General features: G+C 62.0%; 13 protein-coding genes. 8 read left to right on the top strand and 5 right to left on the bottom strand.

Going from position 1 to position 12,783, the window contains the following annotated elements:
- Nucleotides 1–106: 106 nt before the first annotated feature.
- Nucleotides 107–1,018, bottom strand: a complete 912-nt coding sequence (locus ACIOMR_RS00410; protein ID WP_003210159.1) for a LysR substrate-binding domain-containing protein — start codon at nucleotides 1,016–1,018, stop codon at nucleotides 107–109.
- 251 nt (nucleotides 1,019–1,269) lie between these two features.
- Here ACIOMR_RS00410 and ACIOMR_RS00405 point away from each other — a divergent pair, with 251 nt between their 5' ends.
- Nucleotides 1,270–2,685, top strand: a complete 1,416-nt coding sequence (locus ACIOMR_RS00405; RefSeq protein ID WP_008435358.1) for a cytosine permease — start codon at nucleotides 1,270–1,272, stop codon at nucleotides 2,683–2,685.
- A 221-nt stretch (nucleotides 2,686–2,906) separates the two neighbouring features.
- Nucleotides 2,907–3,398 carry a GNAT family N-acetyltransferase gene (locus ACIOMR_RS00400; RefSeq protein WP_008435359.1) on the top strand — a complete coding sequence of 164 codons (492 nt, stop codon included), beginning with the start codon at nucleotides 2,907–2,909 and terminating at the stop codon, nucleotides 3,396–3,398.
- Nucleotides 3,399–3,563: 165 nt separating this feature from the next.
- Here the strand turns inward: ACIOMR_RS00400 and ACIOMR_RS00395 are convergent, their stop codons facing one another.
- The gene (locus tag ACIOMR_RS00395; protein ID WP_401191588.1) at nucleotides 3,564–5,003 is read right to left on the bottom strand and encodes an amidase; all 1,440 of its coding nucleotides are present in this window, start codon (nucleotides 5,001–5,003) and stop codon (nucleotides 3,564–3,566) included.
- Nucleotides 5,004–5,104: 101 nt separating this feature from the next.
- On the opposite strand from ACIOMR_RS00395, the gene ACIOMR_RS00390 reads away from it, so the two are divergent.
- Nucleotides 5,105–5,671, top strand: coding sequence for a TetR/AcrR family transcriptional regulator (locus ACIOMR_RS00390; RefSeq protein ID WP_177008604.1), 567 nt, complete (start codon nucleotides 5,105–5,107; stop codon nucleotides 5,669–5,671).
- A 16-nt stretch (nucleotides 5,672–5,687) separates the two neighbouring features.
- Nucleotides 5,688–6,113: an N-acetyltransferase gene (locus ACIOMR_RS00385; RefSeq protein WP_008435362.1), complete on the top strand. Its 426-nt coding sequence runs from the start codon at nucleotides 5,688–5,690 to the stop codon at nucleotides 6,111–6,113.
- A 3-nt stretch (nucleotides 6,114–6,116) separates the two neighbouring features.
- Here ACIOMR_RS00385 and ACIOMR_RS00380 read toward each other — a convergent pair whose 3' ends face one another.
- Complete coding sequence (locus ACIOMR_RS00380) at nucleotides 6,117–6,632, bottom strand: GNAT family N-acetyltransferase (RefSeq protein ID WP_256344371.1); 516 nt, start codon at nucleotides 6,630–6,632, stop codon at nucleotides 6,117–6,119.
- 132 nt (nucleotides 6,633–6,764) lie between these two features.
- Between ACIOMR_RS00380 and ACIOMR_RS00375 the strand changes: the two genes are divergently transcribed.
- Nucleotides 6,765–7,445 (top strand): class I SAM-dependent methyltransferase, encoded by a 681-nt coding sequence (locus ACIOMR_RS00375; RefSeq protein ID WP_401191584.1) that lies wholly within the window; start codon nucleotides 6,765–6,767, stop codon nucleotides 7,443–7,445.
- Between the two features lie 14 nt (nucleotides 7,446–7,459).
- Here ACIOMR_RS00375 and ACIOMR_RS00370 read toward each other — a convergent pair whose 3' ends face one another.
- Nucleotides 7,460–8,665 carry a YgcG family protein gene (locus ACIOMR_RS00370; protein WP_177035440.1) on the bottom strand — a complete coding sequence of 402 codons (1,206 nt, stop codon included), beginning with the start codon at nucleotides 8,663–8,665 and terminating at the stop codon, nucleotides 7,460–7,462.
- 127 nt (nucleotides 8,666–8,792) lie between these two features.
- Here ACIOMR_RS00370 and ACIOMR_RS00365 point away from each other — a divergent pair, with 127 nt between their 5' ends.
- Nucleotides 8,793–9,611 (top strand): alpha/beta fold hydrolase, encoded by an 819-nt coding sequence (locus ACIOMR_RS00365; RefSeq protein WP_102368842.1) that lies wholly within the window; start codon nucleotides 8,793–8,795, stop codon nucleotides 9,609–9,611.
- Nucleotides 9,598–10,773, top strand: a complete 1,176-nt coding sequence (locus ACIOMR_RS00360; protein WP_401191580.1) for an ATP-binding protein — start codon at nucleotides 9,598–9,600, stop codon at nucleotides 10,771–10,773. The genes ACIOMR_RS00365 and ACIOMR_RS00360 overlap by 14 nt, the downstream gene beginning before the upstream one ends.
- Here ACIOMR_RS00360 and dapF read toward each other — a convergent pair.
- On the bottom strand, nucleotides 10,742–11,575 hold the full coding sequence (dapF, locus tag ACIOMR_RS00355; protein ID WP_401191578.1) for a diaminopimelate epimerase: 834 nt from the start codon (nucleotides 11,573–11,575) through the stop codon (nucleotides 10,742–10,744). The genes ACIOMR_RS00360 and dapF overlap by 32 nt on opposite strands.
- Nucleotides 11,576–11,705: 130 nt before the next feature.
- On the opposite strand from dapF, the gene ACIOMR_RS00350 reads away from it, so the two are divergent.
- Nucleotides 11,706–12,764, top strand: coding sequence for an alginate lyase family protein (locus tag ACIOMR_RS00350; RefSeq protein ID WP_008435376.1), 1,059 nt, complete (start codon nucleotides 11,706–11,708; stop codon nucleotides 12,762–12,764).
- Nucleotides 12,765–12,783: the final 19 nt, after the last annotated feature.

The raw sequence follows: 12,783 nt of genomic DNA, 5'->3' as shown, positions 1-12,783 counted from the left end.
ATGTGGGAGCGGGCTTGCTCGCGAATGCGGTGTGACAGTCACCCGATGTATTGACTGATCCACCGCTTTCGCGAGCAAGCCCGCTCCCACATTTTTAGTTCTGTGTCTAACCTAACAACCGCGCCAGCTCTTCCCGGCAATACTCCACAAACAACTGCACCGGCTTGGTCAACGGCGCCCGCCGCAACCACACCGCCGACAACCCCGACCCCGTCACCGTCTCCGCCAACGGCACGCACACCAGCTTCTGCCCGTCATAGGAATACGGCGAAAACGGCTTGGTCACCAGGATCGAAAACCCGAACCCGCGCCCTACCATCCCCCGCACCATCTCGATCGACGGCGAACTGAAGACAATATTCGGCGTCAGCCCACGCTCTTCAAAGATGCTCACGAAGTACGTCCGGCTCGGCAGCACATCCAGCAAAATCATCGGTTCCAGCACCAAGTCCGCCAACGACACCTTGGCCTGCTGCGCAAACCGGTGATCCGCCGGCAGCAACGCATAGGGTTGCTGCGGCGGCATCAGCGGCGTGGTCTCGATGGCGCTGCCCAGGTCATGCTCAAACAGCATCGCCACATCGATACTGCCGGCCGTCAGCGCCTGCACCAGTTCCTGCTGTTCGCCATCGCGCAGACGGATTTCCACCCCCGGCCAACGCTCCCGGAAACCGGCAATCAACCGCGGCAAATACAGCGGTGCCACGGTTTCGAAGCAACCGATATCGATCTGCCCCGCCACCACGTCATTGTCTGCCAGGGCGTTCTGCTCAAACTCATGGGCCACCCGCAGCAGCTCCAGGGCCTTGCGATAGAACCGCGCACCACTCGGCGTCAGTGACACCCCTTGGGCGTGATGGCGGATAAACAGCTGCACACCGAAGCTGTCTTCCAACTGCTTGATGGCCGTCGACACCGACGGTTGCGCGATATAGAGCTTGCGCGAGGCCTCTGCCACGCTGCCGCACTCGGCCGTGGTTACAAAATATCTGAGCTGGCGCAGGTTATAGGCAGCCATCGGGACCTCCATAAACGTGGGATTTCGCCCCAAACAAGTGCGTGAAAATCGGCTTTTTCACACTGATTCAAGTGCATGCAACATACCGGAGCAAAAAACCCCGCGAGATATTATTTTTAAGGTCTATAGCAACAAACTTACTAATTTACCTCCCTGTGACCATTGCACATGATCACTCCAACAACAAAAGCGACGCACACGCGCCGCCCAGCGAAGTACGTCAACGTACTCACCTTGCCTTGGAGCTCGTCATGGTTACCACTGCAACATCCTCCGCCCCGCTTATCGAAAAACACACGATTGGATACGTGCCCCCGGAAGATCGCCACGGAAAGGTAAGAGACCTGTTCACCCTGTGGTTCGGCGGCAACATTGCGCCGTTGCCCATCGTCACCGGCGCGCTGGCCGTGCAACTGTTCGGCCTGAACCTGGTGTGGGGCATCATCGCCATCCTCGTCGGCCACCTCGTCGGCGGCGTGCTGATGGCGCTGCACTCGGCCCAGGGCCCGCAGATGGGCATCCCGCAAATGATCCAGAGCCGCGCCCAGTTCGGCTCCCTTGGCGCACTGCTGGTGGTGGTGATCGCCGGCGTGATGTACATCGGCTTCTTCGCCTCCAACATCGTATTGGCGGGCAAATCCCTGCACGGCGTCGTCGACGTGATCCCGGTACCGGTCGGCATCGTCATCGGCGCCATCGGCTCGGGGATCATCGGCATCATCGGCTACCGCTTCATCCACGTCCTCAACCGCATCGGCACTTGGGTGCTGGGCGCGGGCATCGTGCTGGGGTTCGGCTACATCTTCACCCATGTGCAGACGGCCGACTTCCTGACACGCGGTAACTTCAACATCTCCGGCTGGCTGGCCACCGTGTCGCTGGCCGCGCTGTGGCAGATCGCGTTTGCGCCGTATGTGTCTGACTACTCCCGCTACCTGCCGGCGGATGTGCCGGTGGCGTCGACCTTCTGGACCACCTATCTGGGCACCGTGCTCGGTTCCAGCCTGTCGTTCATCTTTGGTGCGGTTGCGGTACTGGCTACGCCGGTGGGCATGGACACCATGGACGCGGTCAAACTGGCGACCGGCTCCATTGGACCGCTGATGCTGTTGCTGTTCCTGCTTAGTGTGATCAGCCACAACGCGCTTAACCTGTACGGTGCGGTGCTGTCATTGATCACCCTGGTACAGACCTTTGCCTACCGCTGGATCCCCACCGCCAAGGCGCGTGCAGTGATCTCGGTGCTGGTGCTGGCGGCGTGCTCGATTGCGGCGGTGTTTGCGTCGAAGGATTTTATCGGGCACTTCGTGGACATGGTGCTGGTGCTGCTGGTGGTACTGGTGCCGTGGACGGCGATCAACCTGATCGACTTCTATGCAATCCATAAGGGCAAGTACGACATCGGTTCGATCTTTCGCGTGGATGGCGGGATCTACGGGCGCTACAACCCTCAGGCGCTGGTGGCCTATGCGGTGGGGATTGTGGTGCAGATTCCGTTTATGAATACGCCGCTGTATGTCGGGCCGATTTCGGCGCATATCAACGGGGCGGATTTGTCCTGGTTGGTGGGGTTGGTGGTGACGTCGCCGTTGTATTTCTGGTTGGCGAGTCGGGACAGTGCGTATAAGCGGCGGTTGGAGGGGGGGAAGTTGGTGGGTGGGGTTTAATAGAGCCTGGCTCAGTTACGAGAAAACCCGCATTTGCGGGTTTTCCAGTTATCCGGCTTGGCGAATATTGATGGTGCCAGGATGGCCGCCATCGCGGCCTCGCTAAAGCTCGACGGCTCCCATAGGGGGTCGGTGGTGTGAGTGGGTTTTGTGTTCGGCGGTGCTGTCGGGGTGTTCTTTCTTTATCATGGGGGCTGTCGTTCAATTTCTCTGGTAACCCAATGCACGCCCTCACCTTCCGTAACGCCAACCCCGCAGACGCCAACCGTTGCTACGAGATCGAAATCTCGGCCTACGAAGGCGATGAAGCCGCGACCCTGGAAAAGATCGCCACGCGCATTGCGCTGTACCCGCAAGGCTTTCTGATCCTGGAGGCGGATGGTGTTGTGGTCGGTTTCATCAACTGCGGTTGCGCCGATGAAGTGGTGATGTCGGATGAGGCCTTCAAGGAGTTGGTCGGGCATTCAGCCGATGCGCCGAATGTGGTGATCATGTCGGTGGTGGTGGATCCCGCCCAGCAAGGCAAGGGCTACTCCACGCGCTTGATGACGGAGTTCGTGCAGCGCATGCAGGCGATGGGCAAGAAGACCATTCACCTGATGTGCAAGGACCGCCATGTGGAGCTGTATAAGCGCATGGGCTATCGCTATGTGCAGCCGTCGGCGTCGGACCATGGCGGGATGGCGTGGCATGAGATGGTGATGGATATCTAGCCATCACACTTCCCCCTGTGGCGAGGGAGCTTGCTCCCGTTGGGGTGCGAAGCGCCCCTGATTCAGTGGACGCGGTTTTTCAGAGACCTGGTGACTGGTTTTGGGGCTGCTGTGCAGCCCAACGGGAGCAAGCTCCCTCGCCACAGGGAAAGCATTTGCCTTGGGTTACGGGTTTCCCCCGGCCCACACGTGCGGGCGACGTGCAGCCCAAGGCGTTGCCCGTTCCAGTTGCGTCGCCAGGCCAAGCAACATGCCCTCCTGACCAAACGCGCCCATGAACTGCATGCCGATCGGCAGCCCGCTCCGGGAATCATGACCCAGCGGCACCGACATCGCCGGCGCGCCAATGACGTTGGCCAGCGCGGTAAACGGCGAATGCGCAAACACTCGATTCATCCACCCTCGCCCGTCCAGTTGCGCCTGGCCCTGGTTGTAGTCGCCGATCATCGGCGCCAGCCCGGGCAGTGTGGGCGACAGCAGCACGTCATATCGCTGGAACAGGTCACCCATGTGGCGCGCGACGATGTTGCGTTCCCACAGGGCACCCAACAGGTCTGTCGCTTGCAGTGACTTGCCCAGGCGATACAACGCCAGTGTCGCCGGTTCCAGGTATTCAGCGCTGATCGAACGACCCGTCGCGCCGGCAACTGCATCTATCCAGGCTGCCGTGTTCGACGACCAGAAACGCGCATTGAGTTCGACAAACGCTTCCCAACTCACGCCAATGTCCGGCTGGATTTCTTCAACCTGATGACCCAGTGCTTCCAGTTGTTTGGCGGTATTGAACAGCGCCTGTTCCACCGCCGGATGCAGCTTCTGCCCGTTTAAAGGCAGGCTCTGGAGGGCAATGCGCAACGAACCGGGCGCCCGTTGGGCAAGCGCCGAAAAGCTGTTTTCTGGCGGTGCTATGTGAAACGGATCTCCAGGCGCGCCGCCATGGATCGCGTCGAGCATGCCAGCGCTGTCGCGTACCGAACGGGTCAATACCCCGTGCACTGCCAAACCACTCCAGACTTCGTCGACGTCCGGCCCCATGGGCACGCGGCCACGGCTCGGCTTGAGCCCGAACAGGCCGCACATGGACGCGGGTACGCGGATTGAGCCGCCGCCATCGGTCGCATGCGCCACCGGTACCAACCCCGCCGCCACCGCCGCTGCCGAGCCGCCGCTGGAACCACCGGCGCTGCGCTGCACGTCCCACGGGTTGCGGGTGGGGCCTGAAAACCGGCTTTCGGTGGTGGTGCTGGCGGCGAATTCGGGGGTGGTGGTGCGGCCCAACGGCATGAGGCCGGCGCGGCGCAGGCGGGTCATCAGTTCCGAGTCGGCATCGGCGGTGCAGCCCTGCGCGAGCGCGCTGCCGAGTTCATTGCGGCGGCCTGCGGCGCTGACGCCCAGGTCTTTGAGCAGCAGCGGCACGCCATGGAACGGGCCTTGGGCCGCAACCGGTTCATCGTCCCAGGCTTCCACCAGGGCGTTGATCTGCGGGTTGACGGCTAAGATGGCTTGCAGGGCCACCGCGCGCACCTCGTCGACACTGACAGCGTGGGTGTGGATCAGGCGTGCCAGGCCGGTAGCATCCTGATCGGCATATTCAGACAGGTACATGAAACCCTCCAAACGGGTATGATGAATACTCTTCGGTATCGGACGATACCAATAAGTATCATGCGATACTCAATGGTATCGCTGTCAAGTGGAGAATGTGCATGCGTGCGCAACGGACACCTCAACTGCCGCCCCGCGAGCGGATCGTCGATGCGGCGCAAACGCTGTTTGTCGAACAGGGCATCACCCGTGTCAGCGTGGATGCCATTGCGGCACTGGCCGCCTCGACCAAGATGACCGTGTACCGGCATTTCGAGAATAAGGATGCGCTGGTGCTGGAGTGGCTGGAGCGCCTGACGGAAAGCTACAGCGATGTGCTGGATGGCCTGGCGCAGCAACACCCCGACTCCCCCAGGGAACAGCTGCTGGGCTTGGCGGGTTTTATCGTCGACGACCTGGAACGGGCGGGCTATCGCGGTTGCCCGTTTACCAACACCCTCGCGGAAATTCCGGAGGCCGATCACCCTGCGCGAGCGCTGATCCAGGCGCATAAAAAACGCCAGTTTGAGCGGGTGAAGCTGCTGTGCACGCAGCTCAAGGCGAGCAAGCCCGGGGAGCTGGCTGAAGAGCTGACGTTGTTGATGGAAGGTGCCCAGGTGGTTGCGCAAAACAAAGGCGTGGATCAGGTGGGTGAACGGCTGATGCGGATGGTGCGGGAACGGCTTTGACAGGGAGCAGAACCTGATGAAACAGCATTTGATTGAGATAGGTGACCAACCAGACGCCGAAGCCGAGCAGCTTCTCGGCAAGGGACTCGCCGCCTTCAACGAACACATCACCGGCTCCAATGACCGACGTCCGTTGACGGTGCTGATCAAGGATCCCGACACCGGTGAAACCCTCGGCGGCATCACCGGCAAAACCAGCCTCGGGATGGCGTTCCTCGACCTGTTCCATTTGCCCGATGCGCTGCGTGGTTCAGGCCTGGGTACATCGCTGCTGAAGGCGTTCGAAGACGAAGCCCGTCACCGAGGGTGCCGCTCGGCGGTGCTGTACACCATCAGTTTCCAGGCCCCGGAATTTTACGAGAAGAATGGGTGGGTACGTTTTGGTGAAATACCCTGCGACCCGCAAGGCAGCAGCCGGGTTTTCCTCAGCAAAACGCTCTGACGGCTAGACGCCAAGCCTTTTGCCAAACAACCGATTTTCATGGGTTTCATTCTGGAACGTATACGCAGGCGCCCCCAGTAGCTCATAACCACGACGCGGGTAAAAACCCAGCGCCCGCTCGTTGCCGACCCACACCGTCGCCCACAACAAAGAAGCGCCACCCTGCCCTGCACGCTGTTCAGCCGCTTGCAGCAAACGGTAGCCGAGTCCGAGCCCGGTAAACCGTTCCTGGATGTAGAGCCGCTGCAACTCCGCCGGTTTCGGGGTTGAGATCAGCGCATGGCTGGTGTCCATCGCCACCTGGGCAAACCCCACCAGATGCCCGTTGGCTTCAGCGACGATGATGGCCGTGCCCGGCTGGGCGATCAGCGCGGAAATCGTCTGGGGCGAAAACGCTTGCAGCGCCTCGGCGGCGATTGAGTCGCGAATGCCTTCGGTGGCGTAAGTATCGAGAAAAACCTGCATGCCCAGCACACCAACGCATAACGCGTCTTCAGGCCGTGCATCGCGGATAAGCATGTCGGGAAGCATTCGAGGGGTACTCTCAAAATCAGCAAAGGCAACGTTTTAACACAACTGCACATCTCTTCAATTGCCAGCCTGAATTTGCCCCAGTAGGGTTGTCGCTTCCCCCGCCAACAGGAGCCAGCAATGACCTGGTTTTCAGATCCCGACGCTGTCGCCCGCTACGCCGAAGGCCCGGTGAGGCTGGTGCCGGGTTTCGAGTCCTTGCAGCGCATGAGCACGCTGCTGCTGCGCGAAAGCGTCTCGGCCACCGGCAAGGTATTGGTACTCGGCGCAGGCGGTGGGCTGGAGTTGAAGAAGTTTGCCGACAGCCAGCCCGAGTGGCAGTTTGTGGGGGTGGACCCGTCTGCCGAGATGCTGAAGCTGGCCGAGGCCACCTTGGGTCAGCTGATGGCCCGGGTGCAGTTGCATGAAGGCTATATCGATACCGCGCCCGAGGGGCCGTTCGATGCCGCCACGTCCTTGCTGACCTTGCACTTCATCCCGGCCGAAGAGCGTCTGCAAACCTTGAAAGAACTGTGGCGGCGCTTGTTGCCGGGCGCGCCTTTGATTGCGGCGCATCACAGCTTCCCCCAATCCTCGCCAGAGGAAAAAGCGCGCTGGCTGAAGCGTTATGCAGCCTATGCCGTGGATTCCGGCGTACCGGCTGAAGATGCCCAGCGGGCGATTACCGCCATCAGCAGCCACTTGCCGGTGCTGTCACCCAACGACGATGAAGCGCTGCTACGGGAGGCAGGCTTCGAAGGTGTGGAACTGTTCTACGCGGGCTTCAGCTTCAAGGGCTGGATTGCCTACAAGCCCGCCTAGCTTCCGGGGGAGGCTTACCAACTCCCCGACGCCCCACCCCCACCACTGGAACCACCACCACCCGATGAGCTGCTGCTGGAACTGGAACTCGAACCGGAGGAGCTGGAGCCCCCACCAGACCCCGACCCCGACCCGCCGCTGATACCGTGGGCAAAGATGAACAGCGCCGCGAACGAAGCGAAGGGAAACGCCAGCAGCCATCCCGTGGCGCCCTTGTCAATCAATGCCCCCACGATCCCGTACACCACCAGCACCGCCACCAGCCGCGCGATAAAGCCACCCTGGCTCTCTTTCCACATGCTCTTCATCACCAGGAACAGGCCCAGATACAGGCCCAGGACCAGCAACCCTGCGAATGGATAAGCCAGCCAGTGAATAAGGGATATCTCGCGCACGAAGTTATCGGTCAGCAGCACGCCGGCGATGTAGCCCAACAGCACCAGCACGGTATAAAACGCCGCCCTCGCCTGCCACAACGCGCCGAAAGTAGCGCCACCGATCAACATGCACAGGGGCAGCAACAGCAAATAGACCGGCCAGTCCTTGCCGCCCGCCACCGCGACCAGCACCACGGTGACACCGACCACCGCCATCAGGGCCCGGCGCCAAGGGAGTTTTTCGGCCCCCATCAATACCCCGACCACCCCGCCAAACATGAATGCCAGGAGTACCGCATACGCTTCAGGCGGGAAACCGGCCTTGGCCACCTCGGGCAAATTGCCCCCGTCCACCAACAGTGTCAGGTCGTCCACCGCCTGCTGCACGCCGCCTGCGTAATCGCCCTGGCGAAACGCCGGGGTGATGTGTTCCTCGATGATGCGGTGGGCCAGCAGGTCGGTGACCACGCCCTCCAGGCCGTAACCGACTTCGATCCGAACCTTGCGATCGTCTTTCGCCACCAGCAGCAGGATGCCGTCGTTGACGTCCTTGCGCCCCAGTTTCCAGGCACGGAACAGTTGGTTGGCGAAGTCCTCGATGCCAACGCCCTGGGTGCTCGGCAGCAGCATCACTGCCACCTGTGCGCCCTTGCGTTGTTCCAGACCGGCGAGTTGCGTGGTCATACGCGATTGAGTGGCAGCGTCGAGGGTTTGGGTCAGGTCGATCACGCGCTGGTCCAGCGCAACCGTGACCGGCGCCGGGGGAACGGTATCGGCCCACACTTGCGAGCCGGAAACGATCAGCAGCAAGCCCAAGACACATTGCCGTAGGAACACCATCATGTTTTGTTACCTGAAGTTTCATCCTGAATCGGCCGACTTTACCCTATCGACGCTATAAACAGGTGACCCGACGCCACCGACTATCTAGACTTACGCCACCCCCACACACGCCCCACACGAGAACGCCATGGACCTTCAGCAGCGCAACAACGTCAGGGTGTATGGCAGCGGTCCCTCGACCCTGGTTTTCTCCCATGGCTTCGGGTGTGATCAAACCATGTGGAATTATCTGTTTCCTCATTTCACCGGGCGTTTCCGTGTGGTGCTGTATGACCTGGTGGGGGCTGGCCAATCCGACCTGGGCGCGTACGACAGCGAAAAATACAGCTCACTCGCCGGCTACGCCCATGACTTGGGCGAGATTGTTGATGAATACGCCGTGGGCCCGGTGGTGCTGGTGGGGCACTCCGTCAGCGCGATGATCGGCGCCCTGGCCGATCGCCAGGCCCCCGGAAAAATCGCCGCCCATGTGATGATCGGTCCTTCGCCCTGCTATATCGATTCCGGTGACTACACGGGCGGGTTCACCCTCGACGATATCCATTCGTTGCTCGATACCCTCGACAGCAATTACCTCGGCTGGTCCAGCACCATGGCCCCGGTGATCATGGGCGCGCCTGGGCAACCGGCCCTCGGCGAAGAACTGACCAACAGCTTCTGCCGCACCGAGCCCGACATCGCCAAGCGCTTCGCACGGGTGACGTTCCTGTCGGACAACCGCCAGGACATCGCGGGCCTGATGACCCCCACCCTGATTCTGCAATCCACCGATGACTTGATCGCACCGGTGTGCGTCGGTGAGTACCTGCATGCCGCGTTGCCCGCCAGCACGTATTGCCTGGTCGATAACGTGGGGCATTGCCCGCACATGAGTGCACCTGGGGCCTGCTCAGCGGCCATGGACAGTTTCCTGTTGCCATGGGTAGGTGCCGATGCCAGTCGATAACCTGTCGTTGCCGGATCCTCAACGTTTGTTCGACGGCGCGCCCTGCGCCTTGGTGGTTACCCGGGAAGACGGCACCATCGTGCAGGCCAACCAGTGCTTCAGCGACTGGACCGGCTTCAGCGTCGATGAGTTGAAAGAACGACGGTTCCAGGACCTGCTGACGATGGGCGGGCGGATCTTCCATCAGACGCACTTGGCGCCGCTGATGAAAATGCAGGGCTCCATCGCCGAAGTGAAACTCGACCTGCTGCACCGTGACCGGCGCACCGTCACGGTATTGCTCAACGGCGTCAGGCACGAACATGCCGGTATTGCCTACAACGAACTGGCCCTTTTCGGCACCACCGACCGCGACAAGTACGAGCGCGAGCTGCTCAACGCCCGCAAACTGGCTGAAGCCTTGCTGCAGGAAAAGACCGCCGCTGAAGTCGCGCTGCAGCAGGCTCAGGCCGAATTGAGCAGCGCCTATGAAATTGCCCAGCGCCGGGCGCTGTTTGCCGAGCAGATGGTCGCGATTGTCAGCCATGACCTGAAGAACCCGCTGACCGCAATCAAGATGGCCTCGGAGTTCCTCGCCCGTGGCGAGCGCAGCCCCAAGGAGCGCCAACTCTTGGGGCATATCGGCCTGTCCACCGAACGGGCGCAGCGGATGATCGCCGACTTGCTGGACTTCACCCAGGCCAGAGTCGGCCAGGGCATCAGCATCAATTCCGTAGCACTCGACCTGCACGCCGTCACCCGTGACAGTCTCGACGAGTTGCAAGTGGCGTTCCCCACGGCGACCCTCGAACATCACGCCACGGGCAGCGCCCGCACGTTCCTGGATGCCGACCGCATACAACAAATCATCGGCAACCTGGTGGCCAACAGCGTGGCGTACGGCGACCTGCAACAGCCGATTACCGTCACCTCGCACCAGGACGCACAAGAGAGCCGGCTCTCGGTGCATAACCAGGGGCCGGCGATTCCCGAAGCGTTGATGGCTGGCTTGTTTGAGCCCATGACCCGAGGCACGGAGCAGGACAGTGAGGTGCGTAGCGTTGGCCTGGGGCTGTTTATCGTGCGGGAAATTGCCAAGGCCCATGATGGAGGTGTTTCGGTGAGCTCAAGCCCGGACCGGGGCACCACCTTCAGTGTGCACTTTCCATTGCGCCACCCATGAGCGCGGCCGCCACCGTGCCGTGAACAACGGTTTGGACAGCCCCCGTCAACACCACGCCGCCGCGCCCATCCCAATGCACCGTCACGGTACCGCCATCGCATTGCACGTCGACGGTGTCATCCAGCAGCCCACGACGAATCCCGTTGACCACCGCGCCACAACAGCACGAACCCGAGCCTGGCGGGACACCGCCGCCCCGTTCCCAGATGCGCAGGCGGATATGACCCCGGTCGAGTACCTGCACGAAATGCACATTGGTCTTGTTGGGGAACAACGGGTGGGTTTCCAGTGACGGGCCAACCGCCGCAATATCGACCGTCGCCAGATCATCGACAAAGAAGGTGCAATGCGGGTTGCCCATGCTGCACGCCGCCGGGTCACCCTCCAGCGGCAAGCGTTCGGTGTCCATCGCTTGCGCCAGCGGAATAGCTTCCCAGCCCAATGACGGCGGCCCCATGTCCACCGACACCCGCTGCGCCGATTCGCGCACGCAGGTCAGCAGCCCCCGGTTGGTTCGCAGCACGATGGTGGCGGTGCCGGCTTCGCGCATCAGCATGTCCGCCACTCCACGGGTGGCGCTGCCGCAGGTGTCGAGCGGGGTGCCGTTGGGGTTCCAGAATGTGATGCGGGCCGCGGCGTCAGCGCAATCGAGCACCACGGCCAATTGATTGAAGCCGATGCCGCGATGACGGTCACCCAGGCGGCGGGCGATTTCAGCGGTGATCGGGTCATCCTGGCCACGCCGGTCGATCACGATGAAATCATCACCGTGGGCGTGCATCTTCACGAACTGCAAAGTCATGGGGCGTCCTGTTCTCGACCGGGCAAGGCCTGCAAGGATAGAGGGCTGGCGGGTATTTCATCAAATTCCCATCACGGGCATGGTAGCGTGGCTGCGCCCCGATCGGGTCAATCCATCCCTGAGGAACAGCATGCTCCAACGCCCTCTGCACACCGTGGCCCTCGCCGCGCTGCTCGCCGCGTTCGCCAACGCCGCCTTTGCCGCGCCCCAGGTCCTGAGTGCCTGCCAGCCCGCCACCTCGAATCCGACCTCCAAATCGCTGCTGGCTGCCGCCCAGCGCCACCTCGGCGACCAGCCCGACGCCCTGCCCCATCTGCACACCGAAGGTACCCTGCCGAACCACGGCATCCGCGAGCAAAGCATCGCCGCCGAGAAGGATTGGCCAGTCATGCGCCAGGCGGCCCTGGCCTGGCGCCTGAGCCGCGACACGCGCTACCTCAAGCAAGTGGATGACTACCTGAGCGCGTGGGCCAGCACCTACCAGCCGGACTTCAACCCGATCGACGAAACCAACCTCGACATGCTGATCAGCGCCTACGCCCTCACCGCCAGCGACCTTCGCCCCCAGACCCGCGACGCCACCCGCGCGCTGCTGACCAACCTGGGCAATGGCTATATCGAGCGCATCAAGCAGTTCCACGGCGAAAAGAAAGCCACCAACACCAATAACTGGCAGAGCCACCGCGTAAAACTGGTCACGGTGGCCGCCGCCGCACTGGGCGACCGCGAGATGCTCGAACAGGCCTTCCAGCTGTTCCGGCAACAGATCAACGACAACGTACTGCCCGACGGCTCGGTGAGCGACTTCCAGGACCGTGACGCCCTGCACTATGTGGTCTACGACCTGGAGCCGCTGGTGCAGGCCGCGCTGGCGGCCAAGCCCTACGGCATTGGCGGCAACTGGCTGGACGTCACCGCGCCCCACGGTGGCTCGCTGAGCGAAGCACTGGACTGGCTGGCGCCGTATGCCAAAGGCCAGCGCAGCCACGAAGAATTCGTGCATACCCACGTGCAGTTCGACCGGGACCGGGCCCGCGTAGGTGAGCCTGGCTACAGCGGCGAATGGAACCCGAAAAGCAGCAATACGCTGTACTGGCTGGCGGCGCAGTTGGACGCCCGGTATCTGCCAGTGGCCGAACAACTCGCGCCCAAGCCTTCGGACTGGATCAGCGCCTGTTATTTGAAGTGAGTCGCCCGGTAGACTGAGC

It is taken from the genome of Pseudomonas sp. NPDC087814 (assembly GCF_044742865.1).
Classification (GTDB): Bacteria; Pseudomonadota; Gammaproteobacteria; order Pseudomonadales; family Pseudomonadaceae; genus Aquipseudomonas.
The sequence above is the reverse complement of the archived record's forward strand: the minus strand, read 5'-3'. Positions and strand labels throughout refer to the sequence as shown.